Genomic DNA, 21250 nt, shown 5'->3' on the forward strand with positions numbered 1-21250 from the left:
CTATCTTTAATTATAAGCGGGTTAACTATGTTTAAAAATTTATTTGTTATCAGCTCAACTCTTTTGCTGGGTATCACAAGTACCAATGCGGCCATGCTACCGCAGCGCAGCGCCAAGCATGACATTGATCAACTGGAGCGTCGCCAGACACAACAAACGATCGAAGAAGAGAAGAGCCGGGAAAAGCAGTTGTATGAAATGAAGCAGGACGCACAGCCTGCTCAGGACAACATTGGCATGCCGAAAAAGGGTCATCAATTCCAGATTGATAATATTGTGATTACTGGGGATGACGAATTTGAACTCTCCACACAGCGTCAGGCGATTGTTGACCGCTATAGCCATAAAAAATTGGGTAGCGATGATATTCTCAACCTGATCCGTGAATTGACCGACTTTTATATCAGCAAAGGTTACTCCACGACGCTGGTCACCATTGTGCCGGGTAACCTGAAAGAGGGTACCTTAACGCTCAAAGTGCTGTGGGGAAAGATCACGGCGTTTAGTTCGAATGGGCAGCAGCCGACATTTCGCGAATCCAGCCGTCTGTTCAGCGCCATGCCTTTTGCCAAAAACAAAAAGCTGAATATGCAGGATGTGGATCAGGGCATGGATAACCTGATGCGTGTTTCACAGGGAGACAAGCTGGTGGTTGTGCCCGCCCAAGAGGCAGGCTATTCCGTGATTGATCTGCAAGGTGCAGGCGTCACCCCCTTTTCTGGCAGCATTGGCACCAATAACTCCGGAAACGAAGCGGATGGCTGGGGGCAATATTTTGCCAGCCTCAACGCCAATAATTTGGCCGGGATGAACGATGTTTTAAATCTTTATTACTCCTTTAACGATTTAAAGCATAACAGCGATGATCAGGACTCCTGGTCTGCCAGCTATAGCCTGCCACTGGGATATTGGACTTTTGATGCACTCTATTATCACTCTAACTATTCAAAGGAAATTGGCGGCTATTATGGCGGCTACCACTCTGAGGGCACCTCTGATCGACTCTCATTAAAAGTGAGCCGGCTGTTATTCCGCGATAGCGTGGGTAAAACCAGCGCCTATGCCAAGCTGGAGACCCGCGAGAGCGAAAACATCATTGAGGATGAGGTCATCGGCGTCAGCAGTAAACGTTATACCTCCCTGACCGGTGGGATTAACCGTGTAGGTACCCTGTTTGGTGGCTGGTTATATGGCGATCTGAGCGTGACGGCTGGCACGCCGTGGTTCAATTCGGCGTGGGATAACGATCCTGACCTTCAGGGGTTCGATTTAAACTATGTGAAATATAACGGTTCAGTGAACTGGTCTAAAACTCTGGCTGAGTATGGACGCATAGGCGCTAATTATGTACTGAACAGTGGTTTCCAATACACCAATGGTGTACTGATCAATGAAGCCAATTTCAGCGTAGGTGATGAATTTACGGTACGCGGCTATAAAGACAGTTTTATTTCTGCCAACAACGCTGCCTATATTTCCAATACATTCGAATTCCCTATTAGTATCTATCAATTCGGTCTTAACCAGATCACACCTTTTATCGGCTATGACCTGGGGGTAGTGGATGACAATTGCCACCAGAGCAATAGCCTTTGCCACACTGAATATATGACGGGCGCTGCTGTGGGTATTAAAGCCAATGGTAACCATTTCTCTACCTCATTGACTTATAGCTGGCCGCTGGCTGAACCCCAATCCCTTGAGGCATTGGGTGTGTCCGAGCCTGCCATTTATTACAACGTTAGTTTGAATTTTTAATCAATAGTTCCATAACCAAATTCTTAAGATAAAAGCATTCTGAGGTTCATATGACAAACTCCAAAAAAAGTGTACGAGTAGTAAAAAGGCGTAGTTTCAACGGCAGAATTAAGCCCATCTATTTAGCGATGGCGAGCGTGCTGCCGACCATGGCATTTGCTGACGCGATTATTCCTGACGATCGTCAGCAAAATGTGCCAACCATGAACCAGGCGGCCAACGGTACGCCGATGGTTAACATTGTTGATCCTAACCAACGTGGGATCTCACACAACAAATTCAAAGAGTTCAACGTCAATAAAGAGGGCCTGATCTTCAACAACAGCAAGAGCGATGGCGTCTCACAAATTGGCGGCTTCGCGATGAAGAACAGCAACCTCAATAATGAAGCCAAGGCGGTCATTAGTGAGGTGACGGGCGCCAACGGCACCAAGCTGAATGGCACGATGGAGGTGTTTGGTAAGAAGGCGGATGTGATCATCGCCAACCAGAACGGCATCACCGTCAACGGCGTCGCCACCGTCAACACCAACAACCTGACGCTCAGTACCGGGCGCGTGATCACGCAGCAGGATGGCAGCGTTCGTCTCGGCGTGGACAAAGGGACGGTCGAGATTCAGGGGCAGGGTATCTCCACCCAAGGGCTGGGCTACTTCGACGTTATCAGCCGCTCGGTCAAGCTGGACGGTGAGATTGCTGGTCAGGCCGATGTGAAGTTGCTGACCGGCCTGAACGACTACGATCCGGAAACCCGCACCCATACCGTCCGCAGCGCAGAGGGCGAGGGTCGCCCAGAAGTGGCGATTGACGGCAGCGCGCTGGGCTCAATGTATGGCGGCCGTATCCAGCTGATCAGTACCGAAAGCGGGGCTGGCGTGCGTCACGAAGGCAGCATCATCGGCGACCAGAGCATTGAGATTACCGCCGATGGCGATTTGCGCCTGGCCGGTATCCAAAGTAAGCAGGGTGGCATTAATTTGCAGGGTAACAATATTTCTGTGCAAAAAAATGCTGATGGCATTGGTGGTATCATCAGTTCTGGCGATCTGGTCATTCGTGCGCTCTCCCATGTCAATCTGTCGGCAGACGCTCAGGTGCAAAACGGCATCGTGCGTATTGATGCCACCTCCATGCTGCAAAATGCCGCCAGCATCATAGCGAACAGCGGTCAATCCGGTGCGGTGAAAGTGCCGTCCATCCAGATCAATGTCGCCAACGACTATCGGATTGAAGGCAAGCTGTATGCGGTAGATGGCAACGGCAACACCATCCCGAACGCCGTGATCACGCTGGAAAACGGCGACTATGTGGTGCGCGTCAACGGCCAGCAGGTCAATGCGGGCATCTACTCGAATGCACAACTGGCCAGCCTTGATAGCGATGTTGAGGTCAAAGCTGCCTCAATGAGCAACAATGCAGGCTGGGTCAGCGCCCAGAGAGGCGCACTGGTGCTCAACATCAAAGACGCTGTCGAAAACAGCGGCATGATCCATGCCTCCGGTACCCTGACCATCAATACCAAGGCGCTGAAAAACAAGGGCATCGCGTTCGCTAACAGTGCACTGTTTAACGTCACGTCGCTGGATAACCAAGGTAGCCTGCTGGCCAATAACGACCTGGAGGTCAATACTCAGGCGCTGGACAACCGCAGTGTCATCAACAGTGCCGCTGGCAATGTGAATCTGAATGTCAATAATGAGCGCTTGAACAACAGCGGCCAGATTAGCGGCAAACAGATCACCATTAAGCAGAAGAGCGATGCTGGCCAGCCGACGATCTTCAACAACAGCGGCAGCATCAACGCCCAACAGAGTCTGGCCATCACCACGGATAGCCTGGAGAATGCGGGCGGCGCACTCTATGCGCAGAAAGATATCAATCTCTCCCTTAGCCACCTGCTGAGTAACACCGACGGCGCGCAGATCGTCGCAGGGGAGAACCTCTCCGTACAGAGCACCCATCCTGACGCGCGCCACCTGGATATCCTCAACGCCGACGCTGGCTGGGTACAGGCAAAAAATATCCAGCTCGATAACATCAATCAGTTGGAAAACCGCGGTGAAAGCGTCATCGTGGGGCTTGATAACCTCAGCATCAACGATGCCAACCGCGTACTGAACGATGCCTCCACCTTGCAGAGTAACGGCCAGTTAACGCTCTCCAAAATCGGCACCATCAGTAACGTCAATGAGGCGGAACTGTTCGGCAACGGCGCACTCAGCCTGCTCAACAACGGCGATATCCTCAATGATGGCTCCAGCATGGGCTCCAACGGCGACCTCACCATTTCCGTTGCCAACAGCCTGACCAACACCAATGAGGGCAGAATCATCAGCGCCAATGGCAAGGGGAAAATCGATAATATCGGTACCCTGACCAACAGCGGCGAAAGCATGATTGCGACCCAGCAGGATCTGGACATCAGCCATGTCACCAAACTGGATAACCAAGCCGACTCAAGCATCACCTCGAATGCTGCCCTGAGGATGCAGGATATCGTTACCCTGAAAAACAGTGGCGCATTGCTTGGCAATGACCTGCTTGAACTGTCGAAGATCGAAAACCTGAACAACCAGAACCGCATCCAGTCCAATGCCAATGTGGTGCTGAAAAACATCAACAAACTGCTCAACAGCGGCGACGAAGCCGCGCTGGTGGCCTTGGGATCTTTGACTGCCGAAGATATTGAGACGTTGTACAATACCAATGAGGCAAGAATCAGTGGCGCGATGCAACTGGTGCTGGAAAAGATTGGGGTGGTGAAAAACGACAAGGACGCTTCACTGGAGTCGCAGGCGAATGTGCGGCTCCAGGCCGAGAGTCTGTACAACTCTAGCCGGATCGTTTCAGAAAACCAGATCGATCTGGAAGCCACCTTGCTCCAGAACCAACTTGATGGGCGCATTGCCGCTGATGGCAACGTCTTCATCAAGGGTCAATATATCACTAATATCCAGGATGGTATGATCAGTGGCCTCAATACTATTATTGAAGCCGACGATCTTGATAACCGCGAAGGGATTATTCAGGCAACCAAGCAGACCAAGCTGACCATCAACGATGTGCTGAAAAACGAAGACGGCGTGCTGCGCGGCGACGAGATGCTGTGGCTGAACATGGTTGACAAGGATTATATCCACGACGACCACAGCGGTAAGTTGGGCAGTGATGGCTCCCTGATCATTGATGCGAAGAACATTACCGTCACCGACCTGATGGAAAACACCGGCACCATCCAACTGACTGCCGAAGAGACCATCAAAATCGCTGATGGTGCCGCGATCAACACCGGCAAAAACCTTAACCTCTTCGCCCATGATGTGATCAATGGCGAAAATGCCTCGCTCTGGAGCCTGGGTAACCTCTATATCGATGCCCGAGAAGGGTCATTCGTCAACAACTTCAAAGGCAACGTCCTCAGCATCGGCGACATGATGATCATCGCCAAAGAGCTGACCAATGCCGTGGGCCTGATCCGTTCCGAAGGGAATATGTTCCTTGAGGCCCTGCACCTGAATAACCTGAGCCAGTACAGCGGTGGTGAAAAGGATATTTACGGGCCAGCGCAAAATGCGAGTGCCACAATTGTAGTTTGGGAAGGCTTGAAATATCTGGAGTACGAGACCGATATCTCCATCCCCACACTTGCTTCAGACATTGAACTGATCAAAGCGGGTGAGATCTCCTCCTCTGGCAGTATGTACATTAACAGTGATGGGATCTTCAGCAAAGAAATCGATGAGAATGGGACCACCGCGGTAAATATCAATGATGGGACGATCATCCCGACATATCTCACGCCACAAATCGTCAATGATGGTGGCAACATCATGTCTGACAAAGACATGGTCATTGTCGGCGACTTGATTAACGTGCCCCGTTATGCGGAAGTGTCGATGTATGACTACATCCATAAGCCGCTGGCGACCCCGATCACCATCACTTTCTATTGGAAAGTGGTGGCGGACGGTACACGGCGGGCTTCCTTCAACACGGTTTATGAGTACCTGGACTTCATGTTCGGCAGTGGTCAACCCAATAGCTACTCCGGTGATGATCCAAACTGGAACTGGTGGAAAGATGCCGAGCGTGAGCGTTTTACCAACTCATTACGGATGGCGTCGCATAATTCAGCCCAACTGCAATCCATCATGATCAAGATGTTTGGCAATAGCTGGGAGACCAAGGACTACGATGACCTGGTAAAAGACTGGTCAGGGCTGAATACTCCCGAACAAACCACGTTCAGAGAGACTAAGCAATACTTCCTGCCCTCTGAGCGTGGCAGTGTCATCAGCGGTGGGAACTTCTCCCACACTGGCGGTAAATTGGTTAACGGTATCGGTAATCTGAGCGGCGGTGAAACCGGCAAGGCCAGCGTTGCCGTTGAGAAGATCGGCAAAAAAGACGTTAAAGGCATCGGCGGCAGCAGTGAGGTGCTGATCAACCTGTCAAGTTTCGAAGAGATCCGTAAAGGCATCAGCCCGGCCAGCGTCATCAGCGATCTGGTCTCCATTCCGGGCATGTTCCAGAAATCTGAGGCGTTCCTGGCACAGAAAGGAGGCGAGGTCTCACTGAGTGAATCCAGCAGCAAGGTTGTTCCTGTCTTCGAAACACGCATGTCGATGATGGATCAGAGCAAATACTACGGCTCTGAATACTTCTTTAACCAGGTGGGCTACAACCCACTAAACCCTGTTACGGTGATTGGGGACAACTACTTTATCTCTGAACTGATCCGTCGTCAGGTCAATGAGGCGGTGGGCACCTTCTTCTCCGTACGCGATGGCGTGCAGGGCGTTGATCTGGTCAAGATGTTGATGGATAACGCCGATATGGCCATGCAGAACTCAGAAATGGGGCTGGTGGTAGGTGAGCCATTGAACGAAGAGCAGCTGATGAACCTGGAGAAGGATATCGTCTGGTTCGTCAACAAAGAGATTAATGGGACCACCGTGATGGTGCCTTATGTCTACCTCTGCAGAACCACGCTGGAGGAGCTGGGCAATGGGGTCACCCAAGGCCAGGGCTCGGCTATCGTCCATGCGGACGGAAATGTCTTTATCGATGCCAAGTCAGTCGATAATGGCAACGGCATCATCTCCGCCAACAAGAGTGTGGTCATCAATGCTGACCAGGACATCAACAGCGGCGCGAAAGGCATGAATGCCGGCATCAAAGCGAAAGAAGATGTCTACATGAACAGCGAGGCGGGCGACATCAACATCGACGGCTCTTATGTCAAGGCGGGTGGCGACATTTTGATGTTTGCCGATCTGGGCAGCATTGATCTTACGGCCAGCGTCGGACGTGATGTCAACGGCAAACAGAAGGTGCACTACTTCGAAGACGGCCTCAACGCCGGTGGCAATATCATCATGCAGGGGGGCGACATCACCTCCAATGCAATGAAGCTCGATGGTGAAAACATCGTCATGAAGTCCCTGACGGGTGACATCAACTTCAACGAGATGCATGAAGTTTCCGCGGAGTACAACTATGAGATGGACTTCAGGGGCGCATTGAACTATCGCCGCACTGAAACGGAGGTCACCAACGCGACCAGCATCCAGAACGACGTGAATGCGCGTGGCCACCTCCAAATCGACTCTGCCAACGACCTCACAATGGAGGGCGGCAAGTACAACGCGACCACCGGGGTAATCGCGGCGAAAAATGATACCACCATCAAGACCGGGCAGGATTTCAGCCACACTGAGCAAAATATCAAATCCAGAGAGTTCTCCTTGAGCGCGAAAGCAGGTGCCGCAGGTTACACCGCAGAAGCGGACTACAGCATACTGGATGGTGGCTCCAGCTCTACCACGAAGGGGCAGTACGAGAACGACTTCGCGGATACCTCTGGCCAGGCTGGGGCCAGCCGCAGCGGCAAGGCGAAATCGGCACCGACGGCAGAAGCGAAGATTGGCTTTGGCAAAATGACCGACGAAATTGAGGTTGATCGAGCCACCAACTCCAATGCCTCGCTGAATTTCAAAGATGGCCTGCTCATCAAAGCTGGCGACACCGCGGATATTGGCGGCGCTGACGTCAATGTGACCGATGGCGACATGGCTATCTATGCCCGTAAGCTAGATACTACCAAGTATGAGGATACGGTGGATGTGAATGCCAAGCACTCGGAATCCTTCTTCGGCTGGAAGAGTGAAGTTGGCAGTGTGGTGCTGGACGTCGTGGACAAAAACGCCTCAATGATCGTGGACGCGGTGAGCGATCCGGAAAAAGGGTTTGATCCGCTCACCACCACGGCCCAAGCGGCCGGTGATGCGTTGAACCTCTATTTTGGCGATCTGGCCTATGTGGAACAGTCCATTGGCTTTGAAAAGTCGAGCAGCGAATCGTCGTCACACTCCGCTAGTGAGAACACCAATAACATCAATGTGGCCGGTAATATGAACCTGCATATTGAGGAGGACGCGAACCTGGCGGGCGTCACTATCAATGCTGGCGCGTTCAACACGGATATTGGTGGTGATTTCACCATGCGGGCGGCAGAAGCACATTCCAGCACGTCTGGATCGAACAAGGCATTCAGCATCGGCATTAGTGGGGGCGTGGCCGCGGACAGAGATACTGTCGGCTTAGGCGTGTCCATCTACGCGGGCGGTAGTGGTAGTAAATCCAATGATACAGCCACAACCTATAACAACAGCACCATCAATGCCGGTAGCGTGAATCTGAATGTCGGGGGCGATGCCAGCCTGATTGGCGGCAACATCACCGCGGATAATGTCAAAACAGATATTAAAGGCGATCTGAACATCATCAGTGTGCAGGATTCGTACAATAGAGACGGCTCACGTTGGGAGACGGGCGGCAGCATAGGTGTTGCCATCAACAGTGACACTGGCTTTGCGGCACCTATCCCGACTGCCAGCTTCTCCGCTGGCGGCGGCTCTGAGTACCGTGACAGTGCGACCACTGGGAAGCAATCAGGCATCACGGCAAAAGATAGCATGGCGGTTAACGTCGGTGGCGACCTGAACATTGCCGGTGGCCATGTTATCGGCGATCCTACTAACAGCACCATGAAGATTGGGGGCGATATCAACACCCGTAATGTGGTGGATACCATTGAGCAGGATGGGACATATGGCGGTGGCGGTGGCGGTATCAGTAAAACTGGCATTGCGGCTAACTACTATGTCGAAACCGTGGATGAGGAGCACTATCGCGAAGAGCAGCACGCCACCATCGCCGTGGGTGACCTTGATGTCAAAGGGCGGGACAGCAAAGAGTACAACACTGACGCGACCAAGACATCGACAGTAACTAAAGATGAAAAGGAGTGGGGCAGCGACATTTCCGGAACCATTGCGATGGATCCGATGAAGCACAAGGATGGCTATAGCCCGCGTCCAGATACAAGTAATTCAACCGACAACTATACTCCGCGCCCGGATAGCAATACTCCGCGCCCGGATAGCAATACGCCGCGTCCTTCAGGCGATGACACCCCGGACAATACGCCGCGTCCAGACAATACGCCGCGCCCGGATAGCAATACGCCGCGTCCAGACGCCGATGGCCAGGTGCCGGATCGGAACATCCCATCACCGGTCAAGCCGGACGATGTGGTCAAACCGGACAACAACGTCAAACCGGACAACGACGTCAAACCGGACAACAACGTCAAACCGGACAACAACGTCAAACCGGACAACGACGTCAAACCGGACAACGACGTCAAACCGGACAACGATGTCAAACCGGACAACGATGTCAAACCGGATGACGCCACCAAACCGGATGACGCCACCAAGCCAGATAACGCTGCCAAACCGGATGACGTGGTTAAACCGGATGATGCTGACACCCCGAAACGCCCGGATGGCGGCTGGAAGGTGAAAGAGTATGAGCGCGTCATCCTGACGCCGGGTTCCTCTACCGGTAAGACGGATTGGATCGCACCGCCGCGTGATGGCGTAGGCAAACCGGACACCGAATACCAGGGTGTGCCGCACAGCAAGCTGGTGGAGCCGAAAGCGCCGACGAACATTGATGGATCAACCTCCTATAATGGCAAACATTATGAGGTGAAAACACCGGATTCAGTGGTGCTGACCCCTGGGTCTAACTCCAACAATATCTCGGACCACGCGACGCCGCGCGATGGTAATACCAGCAATGGCACTCAATTTGAGGGCTTGCCGAAGATTATCTATACCCCAACCGGGAGCAAGGCGCCGAGCAATCAGGATGGTTCCACGAGCTACAATGGCAACCATTATGATGTGAACACGCCGGATCCGGTGGTGCTGACCCCTGGGTCGAACTCCAACAATATCTCGGACCACGGGACGCCGCGCGATGGCAATACCAGCAATGGCACGCAGTTCGAAGGCAATCCGAAGATTGTCTACGATCCGGCTGGAAATGCGGACAAGGCGCCGAGCAATCAGGATGGTTCCACGACCTACAATGGCAACCATTATGAGGTGAACACGCCGGATCCGGTGGTGCTGACCCCTGGGTCTAATTCCAACAATATCTCGGACCACGAGACGCCGCGTGATGGTAATACCAGCAATGGCACGGAGTTCGAAGGCAATCCGAAGCTTTTACGTAGTTCAGGGAACAGGGCGGCGAGCAATCAGGATGGTTCCACGAGCTACAATGGCATCCAAAATGAGGTGAACACGCCGGATCCGGTGGCATTTACGACGGCATCCAGTAACAACGATGTGTCGGCCAATGGGATGCTGCGTAGTGTGCGTAGTGGTAGTAGCAGCACTGGCATCCAAAATGGGATGAACGCGCCGGCTCCGGTGGCGTTTACGACGGCATCCAGTAACAACGATGTGTCGGCCAATGGGATGCAGGGTAGCAGCACGGGCATCCAAAATGGGATGAACGCGCCGACTCCGGTGGCGTTTAAGACGGCATCCAGTAACAACGATGTGTCAGCCAATGGGATGCAGGGTAGCAGCACGGGCATCCAAAGTGGGATGAACGCGCCGACTCCGGTGGCGTTTAAGACGGCATCCAGTAACAACGATGCGTCGGCCAATGGGATGCAGGGTAGCAGCACTGGCATCCAAAATGGGATGAACGCGCCGACTCCGGTAACGTTTAAGACGGGATCCAGTAACAAGGATGCGTCGGCCAATGTGATGCAGGGTGGCAGCACGGGCATCCAAAATGGGATGAACGCGCCGACTCCGGTGGCGTTTAAGACGGGATCCAGTAACAAGGATGCGTCGGCCAATGTGATGCAGGGTGGCAGCACGGGCATCCAAAATGGGATGAACGCGCCGACTCCGGTAACGTTTAAGACGGGATCCAGTAACAAGGATGCGTCGGCCAATGTGATGCAGGGTGGCAGCACGGGCATCCAAAATGGGATGAACGCGCCGACTCCGGTAACGTTTAAGACGGGATCCAGTAACAAGGATGCGTCGGCCAATGTGATGCAGGGTGGCAGCACTGGCATCCAAAATGGGATGAACGCGCCGACTCCGGTAACGTTTAAGACGGGATCCAGTAACAAGGATGCGTCGGCCAATGTGATGCAGGGTGGCAGCACTGGCATCCAAAATGGGATGAACGCGCCGACTCCGGTAACGTTTAAGACGGGATCCAGTAACAAGGATGCGTCGGCCAATGTGATGCAGGGTGGCAGCACTGGCATCCAAAATGGGATGAACGCGCCGACTCCGGTAACGTTTAAGACGGGATCCAGTAACAAGGATGCGTCGGCCAATGTGATGCAGGGTGGCAGCACTGGCATCCAAAATGGGATGAACGCGCCGACTCCGGTGGCGTTTAAGACGGGATCCAGTAACAAGGATGCGTCGGCCAATGTGATGCAGGGTGGCAGCACTGGCATCCAAAATGGGATGAACGCGCCGACTCCGGTGGCGTTTAAGACGGGATCCAGTAACAAGGATGCGTCGGCCAATGTGATGCAGGGTGGCAGCACTGGCATCCAAAATGGGATGAACGCGCCGACTCCGGTGGCGTTTAAGACGGGATCCAGTAACAAGGATGCGTCGGCCAATGTGATGCAGGGTGGCAGCACGGGCATCCAAAATGGGATGAACGCGCCGACTCCGGTGGCGTTTAAGACGGGATCCAGTAACAAGGATGCGTCGGCCAATGTGATGCAGGGTGGCAGCACTGGCATCCAAAATGGGATGAACGCGCCGACTCCGGTAACGTTTAAGACGGGATCCAGTAACAAGGATGCGTCGGCCAATGTGATGCAGGGTGGCAGCACGGGCATCCAAAATGGGATGAACGCGCCGACTCCGGTGGCGTTTAAGACGGGATCCAGTAACAAGGATGCGTCGGCCAATGTGATGCAGGGTGGCAGCACTGGCATCCAAAATGGGATGAACGCGCCGACTCCGGTAACGTTTAAGACGGGATCCAGTAACAAGGATGCGTCGGCCAATGTGATGCAGGGTGGCAGCACTGGCATCCAAAATGGGATGAACGCGCCGACTCCGGTGGCGTTTAAGACGGGATCCAGTAACAAGGATGCGTCGGCCAATGTGATGCAGGGTGGCAGCACGGGCATCCAAAATGGGATGAACGCGCCGACTCCGGTAACGTTTAAGACGGGATCCAGTAACAAGGATGCGTCGGCCAATGTGATGCAGGGTGGCAGCACGGGCATCCAAAATGGGATGAACGCGCCGACTCCGGTAACGTTTAAGACGGGATCCAGTAACAAGGATGCGTCGGCCAATGTGATGCAGGGTGGCAGCACTGGCATCCAAAATGGGATGAACGCGCCGGCTCCGGTAACGTTTAAGACGGGATCCAGTAACAAGGATGCGTCGGCCAATGGGATGCAGGGTGGCAGCACGGGCATCCAAAATGGGATGAACGCGCCGGCTCCGGTAACGTTTAAGACGGGATCCAGTAACAAGGATGCGTCGGCCAATGGGATGCAGGGTAGCAGCACTGGCATCCAAAATGGGATGAACGCGCCGAAGGTTGTCACCCCAACTTCGAGCAGCATCCAGAAGGGTGCGATGAACATCAGTGAAGATCGGTCAAACTGGACTCCGCTGTTGCCTGATTATCGCCTCTCCCAACAGCAGGCTTACCTTGATGCGGAGTGGGGACAGAGCAATACCCCGATAAAGGGTAAAAACGCGTAATCTAGTCCGCTTCAAATAAGTAGACAGTACCACCCAAAGCGTGCTCCTAAGGAGCACGCTTTTTTTATGCCGGTTGATTTTCGGTGGGTTAAAAAGCGGCAAATATTGCCGCGGGATGCTGTCTTTGGATTATTTTCTGGGGTGGGGAATCAGGTGGAAATTATTAGGGATAAATAGTGTGCTGTGTGATTAATTGCCCGATTTTTCTTGCAAATCTTTCACCGTATTAACCAGTTGAATATCATTGGTTACATTGAGTTTGCGCATGGCAGTACTTTTCTGGTTGCTGATCGTTTTCGGGCTCTTACATAAATCGTGGGCAATCTGTTTAATCGAATGACCATCACAAATGAGTTGTACCACCGCTTTCTCACGCGCAGAGAGGGTGTTCCAGGGGTTTTTATTGCGCTGCTCTGACAGATAGTGAGAAAGGAGCTCTTGCGAGAGCGTGGACTGAAGGTAGAAGTGTCCGCTATAGATATGGCGTAAGCTTTCGATTATTAATGATAAATCCTCCTCACTTTTCCTAATGACGCTGGCTGCGCCCGCCTCCATGGCCTCAGTGATGGTATGCGTGTTCGCATGGTGCGTGAAATAAATAATGTGGGTTTGAGGATTATGGCGATGAATTAGCCGAAAAAGCTGGGTGCCATGCGCGCCCAATAGATCCTTGAAATTATTGTCGCAGATAACAACATCAACCTTGTTATTGCTCAATGTATTTAATAGGTGCTTGGCCGTATGGCTGATGAACAGAACGTCAATGTCACACTCTTCGCGCAATAATGAGGTAAGCCCATAAGTCACAATGGGCTGGGGGTCGGCAAGGGCGACCTTTATTTTCTGTCCAGGATCAGCATGGACAGGGGAATGGGCCGGCGAGGCTCTTTTCTTCATAGTATTATGGCTGTCAGTCTACTAGTGAACAAGTATAGCGTCAAAAGCGGAAGGGTAGGCACCCTCAAAGAAAAAATCCCCGTATAAAATAATAAAGGAATTCACAAGTCGTCTGCTTTTGAATTCCCAGGATGCGTCAAAGAATAAAATATTATCGCTAGAAATAGTGAATAACCTGATTGTCGCTTCCGCGCCAGGGCAGGGAGGGGTTATACCTTTCGCGGATAAAACGGCCATCCACCAGCACATCAATCAGGGCCAGCACAGGGCGCTGTTCAGGGCTTAACTCTGCCCGCGTATACCCGGTCCAGAGCCAGACATCCTTGCCCTCGCACTCCTGCCGCACCCGCTCCAGCAGGTGCAGCACGGCGGGCACATTCTGCGGATGCAGCGGATCGCCGCCGGAGAGCGACAATCCTTGGCGCGGTATGCGCGTATCATTCAGGTCACGGAGGATGCGATCCTCATCGACGGCCGTGAAGGGGCGGCCAGAGTCCAGCCGCCAGGTGCTCTGGTTATAGCAGCCGGGGCAGTGGTGCTCGCAGCCCGCAACAAACAGCGTACAGCGGGTGCCCGGCCCGTTAACCACGTCGATGGGGTAGTAACGGTGGAAATTCATTGCCCCTCCCAACTGCCGTCTGGCAGGTGCTTGACCCGGCGCTTCACCTCCTCCTGCTTACCGGCGTTGAATGGGCGGGCGTCGGGACTGCCGAGGTAACCGCAGACCCGGCGCGTCACGGACACCCGGCTGGCATCGTGGTTGCCGCATTGCGGGCAGACAAAGCCTTTGCTGGTACAGCCAAACTCACCGGTAAAGCCGCACTCATAACACTCATCAATCGGCGTGTTGGTGCCGTAGTAGGGCACCCGGTGATAGCTGTAGTCCCAGACATCCTCCAGCGCCTTCAGGTTGTGCTGCAAATTGGGGTACTCGCCGTAACAGATGAACCCCCCGTTCGCCAGCGCCGGGTAGGGGGCCTCAAAATCGATCTTGGCGTAGGGATCGACCCGTTTCTCCACATCCAGATGGAAACTGTTGGTGTAGTAGCCCTTGTCGGTGACGCCTGGCACCATGCCGAACTCAGCGGTATCCAGCCGGCAGAAGCGGTCACACAGGTTTTCGCTTGGGGTGCTGTAGAGGCTAAAACCATAACCAGTCTCCGCCTTCCAGCGATCGGTGGCGGCGCGCAGGGTAGCGACAATCGCCACCGCTTTGGCGCGTAGCGTCTCGTCATCAAATACGTGCCGGTTGCCAAACAGGGCATTGATGGTCTCATGCAGGCCGATATACCCCAGCGAGATGGAGGCGCGGCCATGGCGGAACAGCGCGGAGATGTCATCATCCGCCTTCAGCCGCACCCCGCACGCCCCCTCCATATAGAGGATCGGTGCCACCCGCGCCTTGATCCCCTCCAGCCGGGCGATGCGGGTCATCAGCGCCCGTTTCGCCAACGCCAGCCGGCTGTCGAGCAATTGCCAGAAGGCGGCCTCCTCGCCCCTGGCCTCCAGGGCAATGCGCGGCAGATTGAGGCTGATGACGCCAATATTGTTGCGGCCATCATGGATCAGCTCGCCGTTCTCCTCATACACCCCAAGGAAGCTGCGGCAGCCCATCGGCGTCTTGAAGGAGCCGGTCACCTTCACTACCTGCTCGTAGTTAAGGATGTCCGGGTACATGCGCTTACTGGCGCACTCCAGCGCCAATTGCTTGATGTCATAGTTGAGATCGCCCGGCTTGTGGTTGATGCCATCACGGATGGCGAACACCAGTTTCGGGAAGACGGCGGTCTTGCGGTTTTTGCCCAGCCCGGCGATGCGGTTGCGCAGGATCGATTGCTGTACCAGCCGCGACTGCCAGCTGGTGCCAAGGCCAAAGCCGAAGGTGACAAAGGGCGTCTGGCCATTGGCGGTGTGCAGCGTATTGACCTCATACTCCAGCGACTGGAAGGCGTCGTAGCACTCCTTCTCGGTGCGCACCTGTGCATACCCCTCACCGTCCGGGATCTGCCACTGCCGGGCGGTCTCCAGGTGCTTCTCATAGCTGGCGGTGACGAAGGGGGCGAGGATCTCATCAATGCGGTTGATAGTGGTGCCGCCGTAGATATGGCTGGCGACCTGCGCGATGATCTGCGCGGTCACGGCGGTGGCGGTCGAGATCGATTTGGGCGTCTCAATTTCGGCGTTACCCATCTTGAAGCCGCTGGTCAGCATCCCTTTCAGATCAATCAACATGCAGTTGAACATCGGGAAGAAGGGGGAGTAGTCGAGATCGTGGTAGTGGATCTCGCCGCGCTCATGGGCCAGCACAATGTCACGCGGCAGGATGTGCTGCCGGGCATAGTGCCGGGCGACGATACCGGCCAGCAGGTCGCGCTGCGTCGGGATCACCTTGCTGTCCTTGTTGGCGTTCTCATTGAGCAGCGCGGCATTGCGCTGCTCCACCAGCCCACGGATCTCCTGGTTCAGCCGGCCGCGCTGCTCGCGGGCGACATCCCGGTCATGGCGATACTCGATATAGGCGCGCGCCAGCGCCTTGTAGGGGCCAGCCATCAACAGGTTCTCCACCGCTTCCTGAATCTCATGGATATCCACCTGCGCCCGCCCGGCCAACTGCGCGTTGACCTGTCGGGCCACGGCGGTACAGTAGGCCGGATCGTTCACCCCGGCGGCAACGGCAGCCCGCTGCACCGCCTGCACAATGCGCGTCTCATCAAACTGGGCCTGACACCCGTCCCGCTTAATCACCACTGGCTCCACGATGCACTCCTTTTTATAGACGTTCCGCCGCCGCCGGGGCAGTTCGGTGGCGCATAGGTAACGTATCGAAAGTTTAACTAGATATAGATGAGGCGGGTCACTATACATACAGCATCTAGTTATTTGCTGGCAGTTAATGCAGGGTTTGTTGACGTAAAACAAAGAAAAGCCAGCAGTGGAGCAAGGCTAACCATCTGTCAATGCGCAAGGCAGCAAAGCAAGTCGGAGGATTTAGGAAACCGGTTTAGTGGTTTTTGCCGAAAAGACTAAATATTAGATATTAACGATTTTTTTACACTTTGCGCCCGGCTACACTGCTGGGGCAGGTCTTATCTTTCAGGATGGCGATACGGGCAGGAGAGCGATGAAGATACTGGTTACCGGGGCGACAAGCGGATTGGGCCGCAACGCCGTAGAAGCCCTGTTGCTGGCAGGGCATGAGGTTCATGCCACCGGTCGCAATCCGCTGGCCGGTGAGGAACTCATGGCGCTGGGCGCACGCTTCACGGCGCTGGATCTGGTCGGGGCAGACATCGCCGCCTGCCGGGCGTTGATGGAGGGATGTGACGCGGTCTGGCACTGTGCGGCCAACACCTGCCACTGGGGCGATTACCAATCCTTCTATGATATCAACGTGCTGGCCACGGAAAACCTGTTGCAAGCCGCCGGGCAGCTCGGGGTGGGGCGCTTTATCTACCTCTCCTCCGCTGCCATCTACATGGATTACCGCCATCGCTACAACGTGCAGGAGAACTTCCGCGCCAAGCGCTTCGTCAATCACTATGCCGCCAGCAAATATGCGGCGGAAGAGGCCATTCTCCGGTTGATCCCGCACTTCCCCGCCACCCGCTGCGTGATCCTGCGCCCTTGTGCGCTGTTCGGCCCGTGGAATCAGGGCATCCTACCCCAAATGTTGGATGAGTTGCGACGCGGCAAAGGGATTTTGTCCCTGCCGGAGGGCGGCGTGGCGCGGTTGGAGTTTACTTACAGCCTGAACGTGGTGGAGGCGATGCAGCTGGCGACCAGCCAGCCGGAGATTGCCTCCGGCTCACTGTTTAACGTCACCAACCAGGAGGCGCAGAGCCTCGCGGTGATGTTGGAGTGCCTGCTCGGGCAGCACCTCGGCATCCAGTACTATCTGCGCGCCACCCCTTACCGGCTGGCCTACAGCCGCGCCGGCCTGCATGAGTTGGGCAGCCTGCTGCGCCGCCAGAGGCCGGGCACCACCCGCCACCACATCGCCGCCGCCTATGACCTGACTCTCAGCGCCCAACAGGCGCGCGAGGGGCTGGGCTACCGTCCGCGCTACTCCCTGAACGAGGGCGTGGAGCAGACGGCGCAGTGGCTGGTGGCGCGGGGCTTTGTCACCCCGCGCTAACCGAACCGCGTAGCCAGTAGATCGCCTCAAACGGGCGCAGCGTGATGTCGCCCGGCTGTGGCGCGGCGTCCGCATAGTTGGCGAGCAGCTGCTCCCACCCCTCTAGCGCCACCCCCTGCGGCTCCCACGCCTGCGGCTCACGGCTCAGGTTGGCAATCACCAGCAGCTGCTGGCCCTCCGCCTCACGCTGATAGCACCAGAGCCAGGGGTGATCGGGCAGCAGATCCTGATAGTCGCCGTGGGTCAGCAGCGGAATCTGTTTGCGTAGGGTGATCAGCCGCTGGTAGGTGTAGAACACCGAATCGCTGTCGGCCAGCGCGTGCTGCACATTCACCTCCCGGTAGTTGCTGGCTGGCTCCAGCCACGGCTCGGCAGGGGTAAAGCCAGCGTTGGCGCTCTCATCCCACTGCATCGGTGTGCGGCTATTGTCGCGCGACTTACTGGCCAGAATCGCCAGCAGCTCCTCCGCGTCGTGGCCCGCCTCGCGCAGTTCATGGAACATGTTCAGGCTCTCCACATCGCGATACTGCTCAATGCGCTGATAGCCGGGGTTGGTCATGCCAATCTCCTCGCCTTGGTAGATGTAGGGCGTGCCCTGCATCCCGTGCAGTGCCATCGCCAGCATCTTGGCGGCCGGCACGCGCAGCGCTTCGCCGTCGCCAAAGCGCGACACAATGCGCGGCTGGTCGTGGTTACACCAGAACAGCGCGTTCCACGCCTCCCCGTGCATCCCCTGTTGCCACTCGCGGAAGATGGCCTTGAGCCGGACGAAATCGGGCTTCGCCAGCGACCACTTCTCGCCATCGGTATAATCCACCTTCAGGTGGTGGAAGTTAAAGGTCATCGACAGCTCGCTGCCATCCAGCGCGCCATACTGGCGGCAGTGCTCGAGGGTGGTGGAGGACATCTCGCCAACGGTCATCAGCCCGCGCGGCTGGAAGACGTCCCGGCTAAGCTCACGGATGAACTCATGGATGCGCGGGCCATCGGTGTAGTAGCGCCGACCATCGCCGCCCTCATCCTCCGGCAGGCCGGGGGTTTTTGACACCAGATTGATGACGTCGAGCCGCAGGCCATCCACTCCGCGCTCCGCCCAGAAGGCGCACACCTGCTTCAGCGCCTCCCGCACCGGCGGGTGCTCCCAGTTCAGGTCGGCCTGCTGGGTGGCGAACAGGTGCAGGTAGTACTGGCCGCTGGGGTCGTGCCACTGCCACGCCTGACCGCCAAACTTGGAGCGCCAGTTGTTCGGCGCGCTGCCGTCCGGCTTGCCATCGCGCCAGTAGTAGTAGTCGCGGTAGGGACTGGCCGGATCCTTGGACTGGATAAACCACTCGTGCTCGGTGGAGGTGTGGTTGAACACCATATCCATGATGATGCGGATGTCGCGCCGGTGCGCCTCGCGGGTCAGATGCTCGAAATCCTCCAGCGTGCCGTAGCTGGGGTCGATGGCGCAGTAGTCCGCCACGTCATAGCCATTGTCCACCTGCGGCGAACGGTAGATGGGCGTCAGCCACAGGGCGTCCACGCCAAGCTGTTGCAAATAGTCGAGCCGGCGAATGATGCCGGGCAGGTCGCCCCGGCCATCGCCGGTGCTGTCCTGAAAACTCTTTGGATAGATCTGGTAGATGACGCCGTTTCGCCACCAGGGCAGGGGTGCAGACATAACAGGTCTCCCATTTTTACTGAGGAAAGGCCGGCCAAAGGCCGAAAAAAGGCCGGGTACGCAGTGGCGCACCCGGCAAGGATCAGATATAGACCTGCTCGCCCCGGCGCACTTTGCGCTGGTAGACCAGCATGGTCAGCAGGATCGGGATCACCGTCGCCACCAGCATCGCCAGCGAGAAGGTGCCCCAGAACTGGGGTTTGATGGAGAGGATACCGGGCAGGCCACCGACGCCGATGCCGTTGGCCGTCACGTTGCCCAGCCCGCAAATCAGCGAGGCGGCCGCCGAGCCAATCATTGCGCAGAGCATCGGGAAGCGGTACTTGAGGTTGATGCCGTACATCGCCGGTTCCGTGACGCCGAGGAAGGCGGAGATGGCGGCTGGCACGGAAATCTCGCGCTCATTGGCCTTGCGGCTGACAATGATGATGCCGACCACCGCCGCCGCCTGTGCGATGTTGGAGATGGCGATCAGCGGCCACACTGGCGTGCCGCCCATGCTCTGAATCATCTGCAAGTCGATGGCCAACGTGGTCTGGTGCACGCCGGTGACCACCAGCGGCGCATAGAGGAAGCCAAAGATTGCCGCACCAATCGGCGCGAAGCTGCCGGTCAGCATCGCTTTCACTGCCCAGGCAACGCCATCGCCGACCAGTCGGCCAAACGGGCCAATCAGGGTGTGGGCGAGGAACACCGCCAGCAGCAACGACACCACGGGCACAATCACCAGATCCAGATAGTTGGGCACGATGCGCCGCAACCGCGTCTCAATAAAGGCCAGCGCCACGCCCGCCAGCATCGACGGGATCACCTGTGCCTGATAGCCCACTTTCTCAATGGTGAACCAGCCAAAATTCCACACTTCCGGGATCTGTTGCCCGAGCAGATAGGAGTTCATCAACTGCGGCGACACCAGCGTAATGCCGAGCACGATGCCGAGGATCGGCGTGCCGCCCAGCTTTTTCACCGTCGCCCAGCAGATGCCGACTGGCAGGTAGAAGAAGATCGCCTCGCCCAGCAGCCAGAGGAAGTCATAGACCGTCTTCCACAGCGGGTGCGACTGCGCCAGCGTCTGGCCGTCTGCCATCGGGATGTCGCCAATCACGTTGCGGAAGCCCAGCACCAGCCCCCCGGTGATCAGCGCTGGCAGCAGCGGGAAGAAGATCTCGGCGAAGTGGGAGATGCCGCGCTCAAACCAGCTCATGTTCTGGCGCGCCGCCACCTTGGCCTGCTCCTTGTTCGCGCCGCTGTTGCCGGTGGCGGCAATCAGCGCCTGATAGTATTCGCCCACCTCCGGCCCAATCACCACCTGGAACTGGCCGGCGTTGGTGAAGCATCCCTTCACCATCCGCAATTTCTCAATCGCCTTGCTGTCCGCCTTGGCGGGGTCATTCAACACGAAACGCAACCGGGTAATGCAGTGGGTGACGGTAGCGATATTGCCGCTGCCGCCCACCAGGGTAATCAACTGCTCAATGTCCGCCGGGTCAATCGCTTTCTTTTTGCTCATGGTCAGATGCTCTTGTCAGGGGCCAGGTGGCCGATCCGGAGAGGGGAGGAGGTAAGCAAAGCATAGCGATAATTGAGCCGAATAGAATTGGGAACGTTCCCGGATTGGGGCGTCGATCACAAATACCGGCCGCTAGATCGTCAGCGGCCGGCGGG

The 21250-nt window shown here is 55.9% G+C and carries 8 protein-coding genes; 3 read left to right on the forward strand and 5 right to left on the reverse strand.

Annotation, left to right across the window (positions count from 1 at the left end; all coding sequences use genetic code 11):
* The first annotated feature begins 27 nt into the window (after positions 1-27).
* Complete coding sequence (locus ACK3SD_RS02155; RefSeq protein WP_481126611.1) at positions 28-1758, forward strand: ShlB/FhaC/HecB family hemolysin secretion/activation protein; 1731 nt, start codon at positions 28-30, stop codon at positions 1756-1758.
* A 149-nt stretch (positions 1759-1907) separates the two neighbouring features.
* Positions 1908-12890 carry a two-partner secretion domain-containing protein gene (locus ACK3SD_RS02160; RefSeq protein WP_481126612.1) on the forward strand — a complete coding sequence of 3661 codons (10983 nt, stop codon included), beginning with the start codon at positions 1908-1910 and terminating at the stop codon, positions 12888-12890.
* A gap of 189 nt (positions 12891-13079) precedes the next feature.
* Here the strand turns inward: ACK3SD_RS02160 and ACK3SD_RS02165 are convergent, their stop codons facing one another.
* The 3 genes from ACK3SD_RS02165 to nrdD all read right to left on the reverse strand — a co-directional run bounded on the left by ACK3SD_RS02165 (position 13080) and on the right by nrdD (position 16544).
* The gene (locus tag ACK3SD_RS02165; RefSeq protein WP_481126613.1) at positions 13080-13787 is read right to left on the reverse strand and encodes a response regulator; all 708 of its coding nucleotides are present in this window, start codon (positions 13785-13787) and stop codon (positions 13080-13082) included.
* A 157-nt stretch (positions 13788-13944) separates the two neighbouring features.
* The gene (gene nrdG / locus ACK3SD_RS02170) at positions 13945-14406 is read right to left on the reverse strand and encodes an anaerobic ribonucleoside-triphosphate reductase-activating protein (RefSeq protein ID WP_481126614.1); all 462 of its coding nucleotides are present in this window, start codon (positions 14404-14406) and stop codon (positions 13945-13947) included.
* Positions 14403-16544 carry an anaerobic ribonucleoside-triphosphate reductase gene (nrdD, locus tag ACK3SD_RS02175; protein ID WP_481126615.1) on the reverse strand — a complete coding sequence of 714 codons (2142 nt, stop codon included), beginning with the start codon at positions 16542-16544 and terminating at the stop codon, positions 14403-14405. The genes nrdG and nrdD overlap by 4 nt, the downstream gene beginning before the upstream one ends.
* 364 nt (positions 16545-16908) lie before the next feature.
* Between nrdD and ACK3SD_RS02180 the strand changes: the two genes are divergently transcribed.
* Positions 16909-17922: an NAD-dependent epimerase/dehydratase family protein gene (locus ACK3SD_RS02180; protein WP_481126616.1), complete on the forward strand. Its 1014-nt coding sequence runs from the start codon at positions 16909-16911 to the stop codon at positions 17920-17922.
* Here the strand turns inward: ACK3SD_RS02180 and treC are convergent.
* Positions 17909-19585, reverse strand: coding sequence for an alpha,alpha-phosphotrehalase (treC, locus tag ACK3SD_RS02185; RefSeq protein ID WP_481126617.1), 1677 nt, complete (start codon positions 19583-19585; stop codon positions 17909-17911). The two genes, ACK3SD_RS02180 and treC, sit on opposite strands and share 14 nt — an antisense overlap.
* Positions 19586-19667: 82 nt before the next feature.
* On the reverse strand, positions 19668-21095 hold the full coding sequence (gene treB, locus ACK3SD_RS02190) for a PTS trehalose transporter subunit IIBC (RefSeq protein ID WP_481126618.1): 1428 nt from the start codon (positions 21093-21095) through the stop codon (positions 19668-19670).
* Positions 21096-21250: the final 155 nt, after the last annotated feature.

The sequence above is a fragment of the Chimaeribacter sp. YP20170169 genome, assembly GCF_056739715.1.